The following is an 18,938-nucleotide window of genomic DNA, read 5'->3' as shown; positions in this document are numbered from 1 at the left end:
GGTCGGGGATGGAAGGGAAGAGGTGGGGCGGACGGCTCAACGTTCGGCCAGGCCCATGGCCGGGTCGCTCACCGACGGCGCGCCGGTCTCGACGCGGCCGGCGAAGCGGCGGTAGAAGGCGGGGTCGGTGCTGCTGCCGACCTCGAAGTCGTACCAGCGGCCGCTGCCGGCCAGGTCCCAGTGCTGCTCGGCGGTGGCGCCGGGTGCCAGGGTGGCGGTCCAGGGGCCGTCGTCGCGGTAGGCCCTGGCGCGGATCGTCAGCGTGCAGGCGGCGGTGCCGTCGTTGCGCATGCGCAGGTAGACGTTGCCGTTGGCCACGTCGTAGCAGACGCGCAGTTCCGGACTGGCCGTGCCTGCCGCGCGGCTCGCGTTGAGGTCGCCGCGGAAGTGGCGGTGATAACCGTTGGGGCCGAGCACCCACAGGTCGTACAGGCCCGCGTTGTCGGTGGCGGCGGCCCAGCTGTCGTCCAGCTGCTTGCCGGCCTCCACCATGTAGCGGCGCGGCACGCGGCCGAGGTTGAGCCGGTCGTAGACGTGGAACACCGCCGCCTGCCTGCCGGTGTTGCTGAAGATCAGGCGCACGGTGCCGGCGGCGGCATCCACGCGCGCGCTGGTGTGCAGCTCGTAGGGCAGGGCGCGGGAGGGCCGCGTGCCGGCGGCCTGGCGTGGCAGCTGCGGGTTGGCCGGCGGCACGATCTGTGCCAGCGCCTGCTGCTGCGTGCGCAACTGGTCGGCCTGGTCGCGCGACTTGCGGCCCGACAGCGTGGGCAGTGGCTCGCCATTGGGGTTGACGAAGTTGAAGGCGCTGGTGAGGTCGCCGCAGACGGCACGGCGGAAGGGACCGATGTTGGGCTCCGCCACGCCGAAGCGCTGTTCCAGGAAGCGCAGCACCGAGGTGTGGTCGAAGACCTGCGAATTGACCCAGCCGCCACGGCTCCAGGGCGAGATCACGTACATGGGCACGCGCGGGCCGGGGCCGTACACGCGGCCGTCGGGCTTGGGCTGGCCGGTGCTGCCCTCGGGCGCGGCATGGGTGAAGTACTCGGCGGCGAGCGCCGAATCGGGCAGCGTGGTCTTGCCGGCGTAGCTGCCGTCGCCATTGGGCGAGGGCGCCGACGGCGAGGGCACGTGGTCGAAGTAGCCGTCGTTCTCGTCGAAGTTCACCAGCAGCACCGTCTTGCTCCAGACCTCGGGCACGGCGGTGAGCGCGTCCAGGATCTCCTGGATGAACCAGGCACCCTGCACCGGGCTCGACGGGCCGGGGTGCTCGCAGTAGATGGAGGGCGCGTTGATCCACGAGACCTGCGGCAGCCGGCCCTCGCGCACGTCGCGTCGGAAGGCGTCGAGGTAGTCCTCGGGCTTGCTGCCCGGCAGCGTGTTGGCGATGCCCTTGTAGAGCGGGTTGCCGGCGTTGTCGGTGGCCGGGTCGTAGGCGCGGTAGGGTGTGGCCTGGCCGCTGTTGGAGTAGGGCTGGTTGGGCGCGCCGCCGCTGCTCACGGGGTAGGGCGAGGCCAGGTTGGCCCGGCGGAACTGGCGGAAGGCGCCCAGCATGTTGTCGCCCCATTCGTCGGGCATGTTCTGGTACGAGATCCAGCTGACCTTGGCGTCTTCCAGCCGCTCCGCATAGGTCTTCCAGGTGTAGCCGGTGGTGACGGCCGAAGCCCGGCCGTCGAGCCAGTCCCATTCGTTGCGCACGAAAGCCACGTTCTGCGCCGTCGGGCCGTTGGTGCCAGTGAGGTGGAAGGAGCGGTTGGCATCCGTGCCCGTGTGCATCGCGCAGTGGTAGGCGTCGCACAGCGTGAAGGCATTGGCCAGTGCGAACTGAAAAGGCACCTCGGCTTCCTGGTGGTAGCCCATGGCCTTGGTGGTCTTGTAGCGCGGCCATTGCGCCAGGCGGCCGTTGTCCCAGGCCTTCTGGCTGTCGTCCCAGTCGTGCGGCGTGCCGCCGTCGCGCTGGGCGTTGCCCTTGCTGCTGTCCAGGTGGAAGGGCAGGATGACTTTGCCGTTGCCGTCGCTCTGCTGCCAGACGTTCAGGCCGCCCGGCAGCGGCACGGTGAAGCGGTCGCCGAAGCCGCGCACGCCGGGCAGCGTGCCGAAGTAGTGGTCGAAGGAGCGGTTCTCCTGCATCAGGATGACCACATGCTCGACGTCCTTGATGGTGCCGGTGACGTTGTTGGCCGGAATGGCCAGCGCACGGCGGATGCTGGGCGGAAAGGCGGCCAGGGCGGCGGCAGCACCGGCCGTGGTGGCCGAGGCGCGCAGGAAGTTGCGGCGGGTGTTCATGAGGGCGGCTCCTTCAGCGCGGCAGGGTGGACAGCGGCTGCGCCGCCTTGAACATGCTGGCGATCTCGTCGGCCGTGAGGGCTCGGCGCCAGATGGCGAAGTCGTCGAAGTCCATGGCGCCGCGCGGCGAGCTGGTCTCGCGCTGGTAGTACAGGCCGGTGCCGTCCTCGTTGAGGCCGATGCCGTTCTTGAGGCCGCCGAGCTGGGCGACGAGGGTGCTGGTCAGCGTGGCGCTGCCGGTCTGCGTGCCCAGGGCCGGGTCGAGCACGTAGCCGGTCATCCTGAGGTTGGCCTTGTCGATGACCACCGCCACGTAGGCCCACTGGCCGGCGCTGAGCTTGTAGCCATTGCTGTCGGCACGGCTGCCGCCGGCGCCGACGTTGAAGCGGATCTCGCAGCCGCCGAACAAGCCGATGGCCAGGCCCGCGTTGGCGCCGGTGGTGTAGTTCTTGTTGCCGATCACCGTGCCGCCATTGCTCACGCCCTGGCTGCAGCTGGCGTCGGTGCGCAGCCAGAAGCCGAGGGTGTAGGCCGTGACGCTGCTGTCGGTGGCCACGTCGGTGCCCTGCAGCAGGCGGTAGCCCGACATGCCGCTGGCGTTCCTGATGGTGCTGTCCACGCGCAGCGCCTTGCCCTTGTACGGCGCGACGAAGGGGTCGTCGCTCACCAGCGAGCCGGCGGCGGCGTCCGACGCCCAGGGCGCCATCGTCGAGGCGCCGATCGCATCGATGGTGGGCAGCGCATTGAGCGGGTAGTACGCGGCCAGGCCCTGCACCAGCGTGGTCGCGAGCAGCGCGGGCTTGACGTAGGCGATCTGCGCCTGCACGCCAGTGGCCGAGTCGCCGGCCACCACGGTATAGCGGTAGGCATAGAGCCCGTCCGCGGCGGCCTGGATGTTGTCGGTGTAGCGGGTACTGGCGGCGGGCAGGGTGGCGATCAGCGTGCCGTCGCGGTACACCTTCACCGGCACCTGCGTGTTGCCGGCCATCGTCCAGCCGAGCACCAGGCTGGCCTTGTCGGCGCCGGCCACGGCGCGCAGCTGGCGCACGGCGGTGCCGGCCTGCAGCGCGATGCCGTCGTAGCCGCGCTGCTCCAGCGCGGGCAGTATGCCCAGGTGCTGCAGCACGGTGGGCGCGAGGTCGGTGGCCGCCGCGGCCTGCAGCAGGGTGGCGATGTCGGCCGGCGGCGCATCGTTGACCGCGGGCAGCGAGGGCAGGGCCTTGTTGCTGGCGACGAAGCTGGTCTTGTCGTCCAGCGACTGGCTGCCGGTGGTGCTGCCGAAGGCATCCAGGCCATGGTCGGCGGTCAGCAGCACGAGCCAGTCTTCCTTCGGGTCGTTGGCCTGGCGGCGGGCGATGGTGTCCAGCAGCTGCTGCACGGCGGCGGCCGTGGCGGTGACGCTGGCGCGGTAGCCGGCGCTGCCCAGGCCGTCGGTGGCGGCGCGGGCGGGCGCGCCGTACTCGGCCACTGTGAGGTCGATGCCGGCCTCGATGAGCTGGCGCGTGCGGGTGGTGACGCAGCCGTCGTCGCCGTTGCAGTCCACGCGCCGGTCGATGGCGGCCGCCACGGCGGGGTCGGCGCTCAGGCTGGCGGCGACCGTGCTGCTGGTGACCACGCCGCTCTGAAGGGCGAAGGGCTGCGTGCGCTGGCGCAGCTGGGCCAGCAGCGTGGGCGTACGCGCGGTGTCGATGCGCTGGTCGGCGCTGTCGAAGGCGACGCCGTGGCGCGCCCAGGTGCCGGTCAGCAGCGTGGCGAAGGCCGGGCCGGTGGTGGTGGGCTGGGCGCTGGGCGTGCCGGCGATCCCGCCCGTCCAGGCGGGCGCGGCGCGCAGGCTGGTCAGCGCACCGGCCGCCTGCACTTGGCGCAGTGCGGCGTATGTCATGCCGTCGACTTGCACCAGCAGCACCTTCGGGCCGCTGCGGCCGGCATTGCTGCCGGGTGTGGCGGGCGCCGTGCTGCCGCCGGTGGCGGGAGGTGGGGTGGTGGTGCCGCTGCCGCTGCCTGCGGCGGCGATCAGGCCGAGGTTGCTGCTGCCGCCACCCCCGCCGCAGGCGGCGAGCGAGAGGGCGGTGGCCAGGCCCAGCAGGCCCGCCTTCCAGGCGGGCGCGGGTCGGGAGGACAGGTGCGTGCGTGGCATGCCGGTTCTTTCTTCGAACGGTCGAATGGACGCGCGGCCGTCCAAGGCCGGCGCGTGTGTTTTCCCCCATCTGCCGTGGCCTGCCTCCCGCCCGAGGAGGCAGGAGGAAATTCACAACAAATGACTCAAATGCACAATTTGCCAACAGTCCGTGTCAGTGCCGTGACCTGAGGTGCGGCACCCGGCTTGGCGCTGCGATCGGCCGTTCGCACAGGGCCGGTTCAGCTACTCGCCGGTACGATGCCCGCGCGGTGCCGTGCTGCCCTGTGCTCGAACTCCCGCGCAGCCGCGGGCGCTGTGCTTACCTCGATCCTTCTGCTGCGACCTTCATGCTCCAACAAGCGCGCATCCACCGAATCCGCACCCTGCTCGGCACCCAGGGCGCCGTGAGCACCGACCGCCTGGTGCAGGAGCTGGGCGTTTCGCGCGAGACGGTGCGGCGCGACCTGCAGGCGCTGGAGGCCGAAGGCGCGCTGCGCCGCGTGCATGGCGGTGGCGTGGGCGTGGAGGAAAGTGGTCGCGAGGCGCCGCTGGCCGTGCGCCAGGCCACGCGGGCGCGGGAGAAGAAGGCCATCGCCCGGGCCGCCGCCCGCCTGCTGCGGCCGGGGCAGACGCTGCTGGTCGATGCCGGCACCACGACGGCGCTGCTGGCGCAGGAACTGGCCGGCCTGAGCGGCCTGACCATCGTGACCAATGGGCTGGAAGTGGCGCGGCACCTCACGCGCGACGACAAAAGCCGCCGTGCCAACGAGGTGATCCTGCTGGGCGGCCAGCTGTTGACCGAGGTTCCCGCCACCTGCGGCGCGCAGACGGTGGCGGAGATCCAGCGCTACCGCGCCGATGTGGCGCTGCTCTCACCGGTGGGCATCTGTGCCGAGCAGGGCGCCAGCAGCTTCGAGCGGCCCGAGGCCGAGGTGGCGCGCGCCATGGTGGCCGCCGCGCGCCGCTGCATCGTGCTGGCCGACCACAGCAAGATCGGCCAGCGCAGCCGCATCGCCTATGCGCCCATCGGCAGCGTGCACACGCTGGTCACCGATGCGCGTGCGCGACAGCGCGCGGGCATGGCCGCACTGATGGCGTCGAGCTGCGAGGTGGTGTTCGCCTGAACCCGGCAAGAGGTACTGGCGCCAAGGTCCGTCTTCCACGGCGCTTCAGGCAAGACGTCCGAATTCAGACCGGCCGCGGCTGACGGCGCCAGCCGCCTTCCAGCAAAGAGAACAAGGCCATGCCCGCCACCATGGCTGCCACGAAGAGCCAGGCTTCGCGGTAGCCCGCGGCGGCACTGACCAGCGCCGGCCCGGGACAGAAGCCCGCCAGGCCCCAGCCTGCGCCGAAGACCAGGCTGCCCACCACCAGCCGGCGGTCGATGTGCGTGGCCTTGGGCAGTTGCATGGCCGCGCCCAGCAGGCCATGGCTGCGGCGACGGGCCAGCGCGAAGGCCGGCGCGGCCACGGCGATGGCGCCACCCATGACGAAGGCGAGCGACGGGTCCCAGGTGCCGGCCAGGTCCAGGAAGCCCAGCACCTTGGCCGGGTCGGCCATGCCGGAGAGCAGCAGGCCGAGGCCGAAGACGAGTCCGGAGAGAAAGGCGGTCAATGCAGGCATGGCGGGTTCATCCGATCAGGTGACGAAGCAGGAGGACCGTGGCAAAGCCCGCGGCCATGAAGGCGAGCGTGGCGGCCAGCGAGCGCACCGAGCCGCGCGAGAGCCCGCACACGCCATGGCCGCTGGTGCAGCCGCTTGCGTAGCGCGTGCCCAGGCCCACGAGCAGGCCGGCCGCGATCAGCAGGCCCGGGCTGGCTGCGATGTGCGCATCCGGCAGCGCGGCGCCGATCCGCCAGACCATGGGCGCGGCGAGCAGCCCGACGAGGAAGGCCAGCCGCCAGGGGCGTTCGCCCGCGGGGCTGCGGCCGACCAGCGTGCCCAGGATGCCGCTGATGCCGGCGATGCGGCCGTTGGACAGCACCAGCAGCGCGGCGGAGAGGCCGATGAGGACGCCACCGGCGAGCGAGCGCCAGGGCGTGAAGTGGAGCCAGTCGAGGGTCATGGGAAGGGTCCTGGATGAAAAAGAAAAGACGCCTCACTGCGGCGCACAGAAGCTCGCATGCAGCGCCTGCATCAGCCGCAGCACCTCGGTGCTGGCCAGCGCGTAGTAGATGAACTTGCCCTCGCGCCGCGTCTGCACGAGGCCTTCCTCGCGCAGTACGCCGAGCTGCTGCGACAGGCTGGGCTGCACGATGCCGGTGGCGGCCTGCAGTTCGCCGACGTTGCGCTCGCCTTCGGCCAGCATGCACAGCAGCAGCAGCCGGTCTTCGTTGGCCATGGCCTTGAGCAGGGCACAGGCGCGGCCGGCGGAAGCACGCAACTGGGCCAGTGCGGCGGGGCCAGGGGCGGCGTCGTGATGCAGGTCGGTGGAAGCAGAAGGCGTGGTGGCGGTGGGCATGGCCAACAGTTTATTGAAAAACAAACTATCTTTCAATAAACTGTTGGCCAGTCCTTTCCGCATCCCCTGATTTCCAGGAGCCACCGATGACCGACCAGCCTGTCGCCGCCCGGGTCCAGCCCTTCTTCGACCCGGCCACCTTCACCATCAGCTACGTGCTCTTCGAGCGCGAGGGCGGGGCCTGCGCCATCGTCGATTCGGTGCTGGACTACGACCCCAAGTCCGGCCGCACCGCCACGCATTCGGCCGACCGCCTGATCGACTTCGTCCGCGCCAACGGCCTCACGGTGCAGTGGCTGCTGGAGACGCATGCGCATGCCGACCACCTCTCGGCCGCGCCGTATCTGAAGAAGGCGCTGGGCGGCACCATCGCCATCGGCTCGGCCATCCGCACGGTGCAGGGCGTGTTCAAGAAGGTGTTCAACCTGGAGCCGGGCTTCGCGCTCGATGGCTCGCAGTTCGGCCACCTGTTCGAGCCCGACGAGCTCTTCCACGTCGGCGCGTTGCGGTTGCGCGCCATGCACGTGCCCGGCCACACGCCGGCCGACATGGCCTATGTGCTGGAGGACGAAGCCGGCACCGCGCAGCTGGCCTTGGTGGGCGACACGCTCTTCATGCCCGACGTGGGCAGCGCGCGCTGCGACTTCCCCGGCGGCGATGCGCACCAGCTCTACCGCTCGGTGGAACGCCTGCTGGCGCTGCCGCCGGCCACGCGCCTCTTCATGTGCCACGACTACCCGCCCGAGGGCCGCGCGCCGGCCTGGGAGACCACGGTGGCCGAGCAGCGCCGCGCCAACATCCACCTGCACGCGGGCGTGGACGAGGCCGGCTTCGTCGCCATGCGGCAGGCGCGCGACGCCACGCTGGCCATGCCGGTGCTGATCCTGCCGGCCATCCAGGTCAACATCCGTGCCGGGGCGCTGCCGCCGGCCGAGGCCAACGGCGTGCGCTACCTCAAGATTCCGGTGGACGTGCTGTAGCCGCCGGGTGGTCGTGGCCTTCGGCGGTGTCGTCCGGCGAGGCCGGCCGGCCTCGCCGGAACAGCCGCTTGAGCCACTGCTCCAGATCGTCCACATAGGTGAAGGTGGCCGGGATCACGAGCAGGCTCAGCACCGTGGACGTGACCAGCCCGCCGATCACCGCCACCGCCATGGGCGAGCGGAAGCTCATGTCCGCCTCGCCCCAGGCCAGGGCGATGGGCATCATGCCGGCGCCCATGGCGAGCGTGGTCATGATGATCGGCCGGGCCCGCTTGTGGCAGGCGTCGAGCAGCGCGTCCCAGCGGCTCATGGGCGCGACGGCCGGCCGGCCGTCGCTGCCGTCGTGCCCGCGCCGGGCCACGATGGCGTACTCCACCAGCAGGATCGAGTTCTTGGTGGCGATGCCCATCAGCATCACCAGTCCGATCAGCGAGGGCATCGAGAAGCTCTTGCCTGCGAGCAGCAGCGCCACGAAGGCACCGCCCAGCGACAGCGGCAGCGCCGCCAGGATGGTGGCCGGCTGCAGAAAATCCTTGAACAGCAGCACCAGCACGATGTAGATGCACAGCACGCCGGTCAGCATGGCCAGGCCGAAACTGCTGAACAGCTCGCCCATCATCTCGGCGTCGCCGACGTCGATGGTGCGCACGCTGGGCGGCAGGCCCTGGATGGCGGGCAGGGCTCGGATGGCCTCGGCCACCTCGCCCAGGCCGCGTTCGCCCAGTTCGATCTCGAAGTTGACGTTACGCGCGCGGTCGTAGCGGCTGATGACGGCCGGGCCTCCAGCTGCCTCCAGCGTGGCCACCTCGCCCAGCCGCACCGGGCCGCGGGTGCCGGGGACGGTCAGCCGCTCCAGCGTCGACAGGTTTTCGCGCGCACTGTCGGCCAGCCGCACCACGATCGGCACCTGCCGCTGCGCCAGGTTGAGCTTGGGCAGGTACTGCTCGTAGTCGCCCACCGTGGCCACGCGTAGCGTCTCGGCGATGTCGCTGCTGGTCACGCCCAGGTCGGCGGCGCGGGCGAAGTCGGGCCGTACCGCGATCTCGGGCCGCACCAGGCTGGCGTTGGAGCTGACATTGCCCACGCCGGGGATGGTGCGCAGGTCGCGTTCCACGTCGCGCGAGGCGGTGGCCAGGGCCTGCGGGTCCTCGCTGGACAGCGCCAGGATGTACTTGTCGTTGGAGCCGCCCAGGCCCACCTTGACGCGCACGCCCGGCACCTCGGCCATCACCTGCCGCAGCTCGCGCTCGATCACCTGCTTGACCGGCCGCTCGCCACGCGGCGCGAGGCGCAGCGTCATCGTGGCCTTGCGCGGGTCGCTGCCGGCACCGCCGGACATCGGGTCGGCGCCCGCGGCCCCGCCGCCGATGGCCACGTAGATGCTCTCGATGTGGCCGACCGTGCGGATGCGCTCGCTGGCGGCCTCGACCGCGCGGCGCGTGTCGGCCAGCTTGCTGCCGGGCGGCAGTTCGAGCGTGACCTGGGTCTGCACGTTGTTGTCCGGCGGGATGAAGCCCGAGGGCAGCAGCGGAATCAGCGCCAGCGAACTGACGAAGAACACCAGGGCACCCAGCAGCGTAAGCCCGCGGTGGCGCAGGCACCAGGCCGAGGCGCGCATGTAGCTGCGCATCCAGCCCGGCTCCTTGTCGTGGCCCACCAGCGGCTTGAGGATGTAGGCCGCCATCATGGGCGTGAGCAGCCGCGCCACTACCAGAGACGCGAACACCGCCAGCGCCGCCGTCCAGCCGAACTGCTTGAAGAAGCGGCCCGGAATGCCGCTCATGAAGGCCGTGGGCAGGAACACCGCAATCAGCGTGAAGGTGGTGGCGATCACCGCCAGGCCGATCTCGTCGGCCGCCTCCATCGCCGCCTGATAGGGCGATTTGCCCATGCGCAGGTGGCGCACGATGTTCTCGACCTCCACGATGGCGTCGTCCACCAGGATGCCCACCACCAGCGACAGCGCCAGCAGCGTGATGATGTTGATGGAAAAGCCCAGCAGGTACATGCCGATGAAGGCCGGGATGACCGACAGCGGCAGCGCCACGGCCGAGACGATGGTCGCCCGCCAGTCGCGCAAAAAGAGCCACACCACCACCACCGCCAGCAGGGCGCCTTCGTAGAGCAGCCGCATCGAGCTGTCGTACTCGCCCTTGGCGATGTCCACGAAGTCGAAGGTGCGCTGCAGCGTCAGGTGCGGATAGTCGGCCTTGAGCTTGTCCAGCGCCTTCTCCACGCCGTCGCCCACTTCCACCTCGCTGGCGCCGCGGCTGCGCGAGATCTCGAAGCCGATCACCGGCTTGCCGTCCAGCAGGGCCAGCGCGCGCGGCTCGGCCACGGTGTCGGTGACGGTGGCGACCTCGTCCACGCGCGCATGGCGTCCGTTGCCCAGCGGGATCTGCATGGCCGCCACCTCGGCGGCGGTCTTGGCGGTGGCCAGGGTGCGCAGCGGCTGCTCGGCGCCGCCCAGCTCGGCCCGGCCGCCGGCGCTTTCCATCTGCACCTGGCGCAGCGTGCGCGAGACCGTGGCTGCGGTGATGCCCAGCGACTGCATGCGCGCCGGATCGAGCGCGACGCGCACCTCGCGCGTGACGCCGCCCACGCGGGTGATGGCGCCCACGCCGGGCACGGCCAGCATGCGGCGCGACAGCGTGTCGTCGACGAACCACGACAACTGCTCGTCGTCCCAGTTGGCGGAGGCGATGGCATAGGCCTGCACCGGCTGCGAGGACAGCTCCAGCTTGGCCACGATGGGGTCGCGCAGATCGGCCGGCAGGTCGGCGCGCACGCGGCTCACGGCCGAGCGCACGTCGTCCACGGCTTCCTGCACGGGCTTCTCCAGCTCGAACTCGGTGGCGATGGTGGCCTGCCCATCGACCAGCGTGGAGGTGATGTGCTTGACGCCCTGGATGGTGGCGATCGAGTTCTCGATCTTGCGCGCCACATCGCTTTCGAGCTGCCCCGGCGCGGCGCCGGGCAGGGCGGCGGTGACGACCACCACCGGCAGGTCCATGTCCGGAAAGTTCTGCACCTTCATGGACTTGAAGGACAGCAGCCCTGCCAGCGTCAGCAGGACGAAGAGCATCGCCGCCGGAATGGGGTTGCGGATCGACCAGGCGGAAAGGTTCATGCGCGTGGCTCCCGCGTCACTGCTTGGGCGCCGGCGCGGCCGCTGCCGGCGCGGGCTGGCCCTGCACCTGCACCACGTCGCCGTCGTTGAGGAAGGCCGCGCCGCGCTCGACCAGCTTCATGTCGGGCTTGACACCCTCGGCGATGGCGATGCGGTCGCCCGCGCGCTGGCCGGTCGTCACGCGGCGCATGGCCACCTTGCCGTCGGCGCCCACCTCGAACACGCTGGCGAAGCCGTCGCGCACCACCACGGCCGACTGCGGCACGGTGAGCTGCTCGATGCGGCCGAGCATGAATTCGCCGCGCGCATACATGCCGGCGCGTACGTCGCCGTTGGCGGGCAGGTCGACGTAGACCAGCGCATTGCGCGTCTGCGGGTCGACGGTGGGCGCGAGGGCGCGCACCGTACCCTCGACGGTGACGCCGCTGGCCGCCGTCACGCGCGCCTTCTGGCCCACGCGCACCTTCGGCAGCTCGTTGGAGGCGACCTCGGCCCGCCATTCGAGTCGGCCGCGCCGCACCAGGCGGAACAGCTCGGCGCCCGAGCCCAGGACGGCGCCCACGGTGGCCGTGCGCGAGGAGATGACGCCGTCGTCCGGTGCCAGCACCTGCGTGTTGCGCTGGCGCACCTGCTGCGCCTGCAGCGCGGCGCGGGCGGCCTCGACGCGGGCCTTGGCGGTCTGGCCGGTGGTGAGGTACTGGTTGATCTGGGCCTGGCTCAGCGCGCCGGTGGCCGACAGCGTCCGTGCGCGCTCGGCATTGGCGGCTGCATCGGCCGCGGCGGCCTCGGCCTCGGCCAGGCTGGCGCGGGCCTGGGCGACCTCGGCCTGCACCGTGTCGCCCGAGAAGGTGGCCAGCACCTGGCCCTTCTTCACCACATCGCCCACGTTCACCCGCACGTCGGCCAGGCGCAGGCCGGCCGATTCGGAGCCGATGATGGCCTCCTGCCAGGCGGCGATGTTGCCGTTGGCCGGCAGGCCGGCCACCAGGTCGGCGGGCTGCGGCTGTACCACCGTGACGGTGAGGGCAGGGCGGGCGATGGCGGCGGGCTTGTCGGCCTTCTTGACCGCCTCGCCCTCCGCGGGCTTGCCGCGCAGCAGGAAGAAGGCGGCCACGGCCAGGAGGGCCACGACCAGGATCGCGATGAGGAGCGGGCGTCGGGAGCGTTGCATGGTGATCTTTCCGGGCGCGGGGCGGGTTCAGGGACGTGGCGTCGCGGTGGCGCCGGTCGTGGTCGGGAGGGCCGTCGAAGCGGCCTGGGGGTCTGGGGCGGCGACGGCGGCGTTCGACCTGCCGGCAGCGGTGGCCGAAGCGGTGGCTGCGGTGTCGGCGTCGGGCCGTTGCCAGCCGCCACCCACCGCGCGGTAGAGCGCGACCCAGGCTTCGTTGCTCTCGCGCTGCAGCGAGACGCGCGCCGTCTGCGCGGCGAACAGCGTGCGGCGGGCGTCCTCCAGCTCGAACAGGCTGGCCAGACCCGTCTGGTAGCGCGACTGCGCAGCGTCGAGGTTGGCCTGGTAGCCGCGCACGGCGGTGTCGGCATCGGCGGCGCGCTGGCGGGTGCTGTCGAGATTGGTCAACGCCTCTTCCACCTCGCGCACGGCCTGCCGCACGCTAGCGCGGTACTGCACCACGGCCTCGTCGTAGCGGGCGCGCGCCGACTCGGCATTGGCGGCCGACACGCCGCCGTCGAACAGCGGCACCGACAGCGCGACCGGGCCCACGCTCCAGGTGTCCACCGAGGCGCGGAAGCCCTGGGTGCGCAGCTGCAGCCGGCCCACGCTGCCGCTGAGCGTCAGGCGCGGATAGCGCTGCGCCTGGGCCGCGCCGGCATCGGCACTGGCGGCGGCCACGGCGCGCTCGGCGGCGAACAGGTCGGGGCGCTGCAGGAGCGTCTGAGCCGGCACGTCGTCCACGGCCGGGGGCGTGGGCAGGGCGGTGATGGCGGACTGGGCATCGAGCCGCCGGTCGAGGTTCTCCGCCGGCAGGCCCGTCAGCGCGACCAGCCCGTGTCGCAGCACGCGGCATTGGGCGCGCTGCTGCGTGAGCCGGGCCGAGGCATCGGCCGCACTGGCGCGCGCCAGGGCCGCATCGGCCGGCGCGGTGAAGCCGGCGTCGGCGGACAGGCCGGTGAGACGGGCGGTCTCGCTGCGCGAGCGCGTGTCGGCCTCGGCCACGGCCAGCTGGCGGGCGCAGGCCCGTTCGGCGAAGTAGGCATTGGCCGTCTCGGCCGCCACGGCGATGCGGGCATCGTGCCAGCGGGCTTCGCCGGCCGCCAGGCGGGCATCGGCGGCATCGCGGCTGGCGCGCAGGCCGCCGAAGAGGTCGATCTCCCAGCTGGGCTGCAGCGTGGCCTGCAGGATGGTGGCCGGCGGCACGCTGGTGCTGCCGGTCCCGGTGGTCGTGGTGGTGCCCGTGCTGGTGCCGCTGAGCGGCGAGGCGCTGCGCGTGGCCGACAGGTTGCCGTCCAGCCGCGGCGCCAGGGCCGCGCCGGCCTGGGTGCGCGCGCCGCGGGCCTCGGTCACGCGGGCGGCGGCGCTGGCGACCGTGGGGCTGGCGGCCTGAGCGGCCTCGATCAGGTCGGCCAGCAGCGGATCGCCGGCCTGGCGCCACCAGTGGGCGAGGTCTGCCGTCGAGCCGTGGTGGGGCACGGCCTCGGCAGGCACCGGGCTGCGCCACTGGGCGGGAGCGGGCGCCTGCACGGAGGCCGGTGGGCGGGTCACGCCGCAGGCGGCGAGGGCCAGCGCGAGCGGCAGCGCGGCCAGCAGGCGGCCGGGCGCCCGACGACGCGGTGCGGTTGTCGATGTCATGCGGAAGGTTCCTCGGAAGCGTCGGCCGCGCGGCGGCGGCGTTCGTCCGCCACCAGGGCCAGGGCCATGCCGGCCAGCCGTTCGGCCCACTGGTCCACGGCGCGGGGGCTGCGCAGCAGGCCGGGGCGGATCGCGTCGATGAAGTCGCGCGTCACGTAGGGCTGCATGGCCAGGCCGATGACGGCGAAGGCCAGGCGGTGGATGTCGTCGTCCACCCGCGCGCCCAGGTGGCGGGCCAGCAGGCGCACCATGGCCTGGTGCGGGCCCTTGACTTCGTTTGCGACCTCGGTGGCCCACTGGCTGCTGGGCTCCAGCATCTCGCGCAGGTGCAGGCGCATGCACTGGCGCACGCGTTCGCCGAGCTTGAGCGGCTCCAGGTAGGCCTGCATGAACACGGCCAGCGCCTCGCCGAGCGGCAGGCCGGGCGCGGACCACAGGGCGGTGGTTTCCTCGGCCTTGCCGCCCATGGGCTCGGTGAAGCAGGCGGCATACAGCCCCGCCTTGTCGCCGAAGTAGTAGCTGATGGCGCCGATGTTCATGTCTGCGGCAGCGGCGATGGCGCGGGTGGAGGTCTTGGCGAAGCCCTGGTCGGCGAACAGGGCGAGGGCCGCCAGCAGCAGGCGCTGGCGGGCCTCGGCCCCGTCGCCCCGGGCCGGCTTGGGCAGGGCGGTGGTCATGCGCGGCGGATTAGAGCATGGAAATCAAACGAATGATTAAAGTCGGGGCGGCGATCGCGCCTTTGTCCGACGCCGCGCTAGGATCGTGCGCATGCAAGACATCCTCTGCCCCCACTGCGGCAAAGCCTTCAAGATCGACGAGTCCGGCTATGCGGACATCCTCAAGCAGGTGCGCGACAGCGACTTCGACCGCCAGCTGCACGAGCGGTTGGAACTGGCCGAGCAGGACAAGCGCAGTGCGGTCGAGCTGGCGCGGGCCCAGCTCGCCAGCGAGCTGGAGCGCAAGGCATCGGCTCGGGAGGCCGAGATCCTTGCGCTCAAGGCGAAGCTCGACGCCGGCGAGGTCGCGCGCCGGCTGGCGGTGAACGAGGCGCTGGGCAGCATCGAGCGCGAGCGCGACCAACTGGCCCACGAACTGGCGCAGGCCCGGCAGGAGCGGGAGTCCGCTGCCCGTCTGGCCGAGGCACGGCTGGCAAGCGAAGTGCAGAAGGCGGCGGCCGCGAAGGACGCCGAGATCCAGGCGCTCAAGTCCCGCCTGGACGCCGGCAGCATGGCCCAGCAGCTGGCCGTCACGCAGGCCGTCGGCGTGGTCGAGAAGGAGCGCGACGCGCTGCGCAACAACCTGGAGCGTGTGGCGCTCGAGAAGCAGGTGGCCGAGCAGATGCTCAAGGACAAGTACGAGACGCAGATCCGCGACCGCGACGACGCCATCGAGCGCCTGCGCGACATGAAGGCGCGCCTGTCGACCAAGATGGTGGGCGAGACGCTGGAGCAGCACTGCGAGACCGAGTTCAACCGCATCCGCGCCACGGCCTTTCCGCGCGCCTATTTCGAGAAGGACAACGACGCGCGCAGCGGCAGCAAGGGCGACTACATCTTCCGCGACCATGACGAGGACGGCACCGAGATCGTCTCCATCATGTTCGAGATGAAGAACGAGAGCGACGCCACCGCCACGCGCAAGAAGAACGAGGACTTCTTCCGCGAGCTCGACAAGGACCGCACCGAGAAGGGCTGCGAATACGCGGTGCTGGTGTCGCTGCTGGAGCCCGAGAGCGAGCTCTACAACACCGGCATCGTGGACGTGTTCCACCGCTATCCCAAGATGTACGTGGTGCGACCGCAGTTCTTCCTGCCCATGGTCACGCTGCTGCGCAATGCGGCCACCAAGGCGCTGGCGTACAAGTCGGAGCTGGCCTTGGTCAAGGCGCAGAACCTGGACATCACCCGCTTCGAGACCCAGCTGGACGACTTCAAGACCGCCTTCGGCCGCAACTGGCGACTGGCGTCCGATGGCTTCGAGGAGGCCGTCAAGCGCATCGACGAGGCGATCAAGGACCTGGAGAAGACCAAGGACGCGCTCTACAAGTCGGCCAACAACCTGCGCCTGGCCAACGACAAGGCCGAGGACCTGACGATCAAGAAGCTCACGCGCGGCAACCCGACCATGGCGGCCAAGTTCGCCGAGCTGAAGGACGCGGGCGGTACCGAAGACTGAACGCCCGCGCCGCTACGATCGCGCGCCATGTCTGCCGCTCCCTCCGACCCCACGCTGCCGCAGGACGCCCAGGGCATCCTCGCGCTGGCGGCGCGCTCGATGTTCCAGCTGTTCTCCAGCATCAGCCAGGGCATGTTCCTGATCGACCGCAGTGGCCGCATCGTGTGGGTCAACGAGGGCTACCGCCGCTTCCTGCCGGCGCTGGGCTTCGATGGCGTGGACCAGTTCGTGGGCCACATGGTGGAGGAGGTGATCCCCAACACCCAGATGCGCCGCGTGCTGGAGACCGGCGAGCCGGTGCTGGTGGACCTGCTGACCAACAAGGCCGGCACCTTCGTCGTCAGCCGCCTGCCGCTGCGCGAGGAGCACGACGACGGCACGGGCCCGGTGATCGGCGCCATCGGCATCGTGCTGTTCGACCATCCGCAGACCACGCTGCAGCCGCTGGTGGCCAAGTTCGCGCTGCTGCAGCGCGACCTGGACGAGGCCCGGCGCGAGCTGGCCAGCCAGGCCAGCCGCGCGGCGCGCAACGGCCTCGAAGGTGGGCTGCCGCGCCAGGCCAAGTACAGCTTCGCCAGCTTCATCGGCAGCAGCCCGGCGGCCGTGGAGGTCAAGCGCCATGCCCGGCGGGCTGCGCAATCCAGCAGCCCGGTGCTGCTGCTGGGCGAGACGGGCACCGGCAAGGAACTGCTGGCCCATGCCATCCACGGCGCCTCGGCGCGCGCGGCGGGGCCCTTCGTCAGCGTCAACATCGCGGCCGTGCCCGACACGCTGCTGGAGGCCGAGTTCTTCGGCTTCGCGCCCGGCGCCTTCACCGGCGCGGATCGGCGCGGGCGCGAGGGCAAGTTCAAGTTCGCCGACGGCGGCACGCTGTTCCTGGACGAGATCGGCGACATGCCGCTCACGCTGCAGGCCAAGCTGCTGCGCGCGCTGCAGGAAGGCGAGATCGAGCCCCTGGGCTCCAACAAGCTGGTGGCCTTCGATGCGCGGGTGATCGCCGCCACCTCGCGCGACCTGCCGGCGCTGGTGGCGCAGGGGCGCTTTCGCGAGGACCTGTACTACCGCCTCAACGTCCTGCCCATCCGCGTGCCGCCGCTGCGTGCGCGTCGCAGCGACATCCCGGCGCTGGTGGAGGCGCTGGGCGACGAGGTGGCCCAGCGCACCGGCGATGCGCCGCCCGAGCTGCTGCCCGATGCCCTGGCCCTGCTGGCGGGCCAGCACTGGCGCGGGAACATCCGTGAGCTGCGCAACGTGCTGGAGCAGGTGGCGATGCGCAGCGACGCGCAGCGGGTGGATGCGGCGCAGCTCACGCGCATCCTGCGCGAGGCCGGCGTGGGCGAGGTGGCACCGGCGGCGGCGCCGGAGCCTTCACCCGCGGAGGCCGCGGCCGATGCGCCTGGCAGTGGGCTGCTGCGCCCGCTGGCCGAGCAAGTTGCCCAGCTGGAGCGTCGCGCCATCGACGCGGCCATGGCCCACACGGCGGGCAACAAGCTCAAGGCGGCGCGGCTGCTGGGAATCTCGCGGGCGACGCTCTACGGCCGCCTGGAAAACCCTGAGCAGTGACCGAACAAATGTCTAAAAACTAGACATATGAGGTTGTATGGAAATCAGGCAATTCGGGGTGGCTAAGACGGCAAATCGTTGATCCAAAAGGACTTGTGTCGCTGGCACGGCGTGTGCAATATCCAGGCATCCGTCACAAGGAGACAACCGCATGCAACGTCGCCACCTCATCGCCTGCGCCGCCCTGGCCGGCGCCATCGCCGCGCCCGCCTGGGCCCAGTCCAACGAAATCCGCATCGCCCACGTCTACAGCAAGACCGGCCCGCTGGAGGCCTACGGCAAGCAGACCCAGACCGGCCTGATGATGGGCCTGGACTACGCCACCGGCGGCACCATGATGGTCAACGGCAAGAAGATCGTCGTCATCGAGAAGGACGACCAGGGCAAGCCCGACCTGGGCAAGTCGCTGCTGGCCGCCGCCTACTCCGACGACAAGGCCGCACTGGCCGTCGGTCCCACGTCGTCGGGCGTGGCGCTGGCCATGCTGCCGGTGGCCGAGGAGTACAAGAAGCTGCTGATCGTCGAGCCCGCCGTGGCCGACTCGATCACCGGCGACAAGTGGAACAAGTACATCTTCCGCACCGGCCGCAATTCGAGCCAGGACGCCATCTCCAATGCCGTGGCCCTCGACAAGCCGGGCACCACCATCGCCACGCTGGCCCAGGACTACGCCTTCGGCCGCGACGGCGTGAAGGCCTTCAAGGACGCGGTGAAGAAGGCCAAGATCGTCCACGAGGAATACCTGCCGCAGAACACCACCGACTTCACCGCCGGTGCGCAGCGCCTGATCGACAAGCTCAAGGACCAGCCTGGCCGCAAGGTGATCTGGATCGTCTGGGCCGGCGCCGGCAACCCCTTCAAGATCGCCGACCTGGACCTGAAGCGCTACGGCATCGAGATCGCCACCGGCGGCAACATCCTGCCGGCGATGGCCAGTTACAAGAACTTCCCCGGCATGGAAGGCGCCACCTACTACTACTTCGGCATTCCGAAGAACCCGGTGAACGAGGCGCTGGTGTCCATGCACTACAAGGAATTCAAGAGCCCGCCGGACTTCTTCACCGCCGGCGGCTTCTCGGCCGCCATGGCCGTCGTCACCGCGCTCAAGAAGACCGGCGGCGACACCGGCACCAACAAGCTCATCAGCACCATGGAAGGCATGAGCTTCGACACGCCCAAGGGCACCATGACCTTCCGCAAGGAAGACCACCAGGCGCTGCAGAGCATGTACCACTTCAAGATCAAGGTGGACCCGGCCTTCGCCTGGGGTGTGCCGGAGCTGGTGCACGAGATCAAGCCGTCCGAGATGGACATCCCGATCCGCAACAAGAGATAAGGGACTGACATCCCCCATGCCGCTTCGCGGCTCCCCCTTCTGATCCTCGAAGGCGGCACACCCGACGGCCCGGCAGAGCCAGTTC

14 protein-coding genes are annotated in these 18,938 nt (G+C 70.9%); 5 read left to right on the top strand and 9 right to left on the bottom strand.

The genetic code is table 11. The annotated features are described in order from the left end of the window. Positions 1-36 precede the first annotated feature (36 nt). Entirely contained in the window at positions 37-2,283 is a 2,247-nt protein-coding gene (locus tag ACT54X_RS22985) for a phosphocholine-specific phospholipase C (RefSeq protein ID WP_476348795.1), read from the bottom strand. A 13-nt stretch (positions 2,284-2,296) separates the two neighbouring features. Next, on the bottom strand, positions 2,297-4,420 hold the full coding sequence (locus ACT54X_RS22980; protein WP_294368609.1) for a LamG-like jellyroll fold domain-containing protein: 2,124 nt from the start codon (positions 4,418-4,420) through the stop codon (positions 2,297-2,299). Positions 4,421-4,749: 329 nt separating this feature from the next. Here ACT54X_RS22980 and ACT54X_RS22975 point away from each other — a divergent pair, with 329 nt between their 5' ends. Then, positions 4,750-5,526 carry a DeoR/GlpR family DNA-binding transcription regulator gene (locus tag ACT54X_RS22975; RefSeq protein ID WP_294368607.1) on the top strand — a complete coding sequence of 259 codons (777 nt, stop codon included), beginning with the start codon at positions 4,750-4,752 and terminating at the stop codon, positions 5,524-5,526. A 64-nt stretch (positions 5,527-5,590) separates the two neighbouring features. Here ACT54X_RS22975 and ACT54X_RS22970 read toward each other — a convergent pair whose 3' ends face one another. Genes ACT54X_RS22970 through ACT54X_RS22960 form a run of 3 tightly spaced genes read right to left on the bottom strand, consistent with a single transcriptional unit; the run spans position 5,591 to position 6,863 of the window. Beyond that, positions 5,591-6,025, bottom strand: coding sequence for a YeeE/YedE family protein (locus ACT54X_RS22970; RefSeq protein WP_294368606.1), 435 nt, complete (start codon positions 6,023-6,025; stop codon positions 5,591-5,593). A 7-nt stretch (positions 6,026-6,032) separates the two neighbouring features. Next, on the bottom strand, positions 6,033-6,467 hold the full coding sequence (locus ACT54X_RS22965) for a YeeE/YedE family protein (protein WP_294368601.1): 435 nt from the start codon (positions 6,465-6,467) through the stop codon (positions 6,033-6,035). 33 nt (positions 6,468-6,500) lie between these two features. After that, complete coding sequence (locus ACT54X_RS22960) at positions 6,501-6,863, bottom strand: ArsR/SmtB family transcription factor (RefSeq protein WP_294368597.1); 363 nt, start codon at positions 6,861-6,863, stop codon at positions 6,501-6,503. Between the two features lie 86 nt (positions 6,864-6,949). On the opposite strand from ACT54X_RS22960, the gene ACT54X_RS22955 reads away from it, so the two are divergent. Continuing rightward, positions 6,950-7,843 carry an MBL fold metallo-hydrolase gene (locus ACT54X_RS22955; RefSeq protein WP_354319942.1) on the top strand — a complete coding sequence of 298 codons (894 nt, stop codon included), beginning with the start codon at positions 6,950-6,952 and terminating at the stop codon, positions 7,841-7,843. On the opposite strand, the gene ACT54X_RS22950 is transcribed toward ACT54X_RS22955, so the two are convergent. The 4 genes from ACT54X_RS22950 to ACT54X_RS22935 are packed head-to-tail and all read right to left on the bottom strand — an operon-like array spanning position 7,818 to position 14,456. Beyond that, on the bottom strand, positions 7,818-10,973 hold the full coding sequence (locus ACT54X_RS22950) for an efflux RND transporter permease subunit (RefSeq protein WP_294368587.1): 3,156 nt from the start codon (positions 10,971-10,973) through the stop codon (positions 7,818-7,820). The two genes, ACT54X_RS22955 and ACT54X_RS22950, sit on opposite strands and share 26 nt — an antisense overlap. Before the next feature lie 16 nt (positions 10,974-10,989). After that, entirely contained in the window at positions 10,990-12,144 is a 1,155-nt protein-coding gene (locus ACT54X_RS22945; RefSeq protein ID WP_294368584.1) for an efflux RND transporter periplasmic adaptor subunit, read from the bottom strand. A 27-nt stretch (positions 12,145-12,171) separates the two neighbouring features. Then, positions 12,172-13,779 (bottom strand): efflux transporter outer membrane subunit, encoded by a 1,608-nt coding sequence (locus ACT54X_RS22940; protein ID WP_294368582.1) that lies wholly within the window; start codon positions 13,777-13,779, stop codon positions 12,172-12,174. Then, positions 13,776-14,456, bottom strand: a complete 681-nt coding sequence (locus tag ACT54X_RS22935; protein ID WP_294368580.1) for a CerR family C-terminal domain-containing protein — start codon at positions 14,454-14,456, stop codon at positions 13,776-13,778. The genes ACT54X_RS22940 and ACT54X_RS22935 overlap by 4 nt, the downstream gene beginning before the upstream one ends. Before the next feature lie 91 nt (positions 14,457-14,547). Here ACT54X_RS22935 and ACT54X_RS22930 point away from each other — a divergent pair, with 91 nt between their 5' ends. From ACT54X_RS22930 to ACT54X_RS22920, 3 genes are all read left to right on the top strand, one after another. Next, entirely contained in the window at positions 14,548-15,954 is a 1,407-nt protein-coding gene (locus ACT54X_RS22930) for a DUF2130 domain-containing protein (protein ID WP_294368577.1), read from the top strand. A 27-nt stretch (positions 15,955-15,981) separates the two neighbouring features. Continuing rightward, positions 15,982-17,517, top strand: coding sequence for a sigma-54 interaction domain-containing protein (locus tag ACT54X_RS22925; protein WP_294368575.1), 1,536 nt, complete (start codon positions 15,982-15,984; stop codon positions 17,515-17,517). 151 nt (positions 17,518-17,668) lie between these two features. After that, the gene (locus ACT54X_RS22920) at positions 17,669-18,853 is read left to right on the top strand and encodes a substrate-binding domain-containing protein (protein ID WP_234192487.1); all 1,185 of its coding nucleotides are present in this window, start codon (positions 17,669-17,671) and stop codon (positions 18,851-18,853) included. Positions 18,854-18,938 lie beyond the last annotated feature (85 nt).

This window comes from Pseudacidovorax sp. DMC4, assembly GCF_056314265.1.
This window is presented reverse-complemented; position numbering and strand designations above follow the sequence as displayed.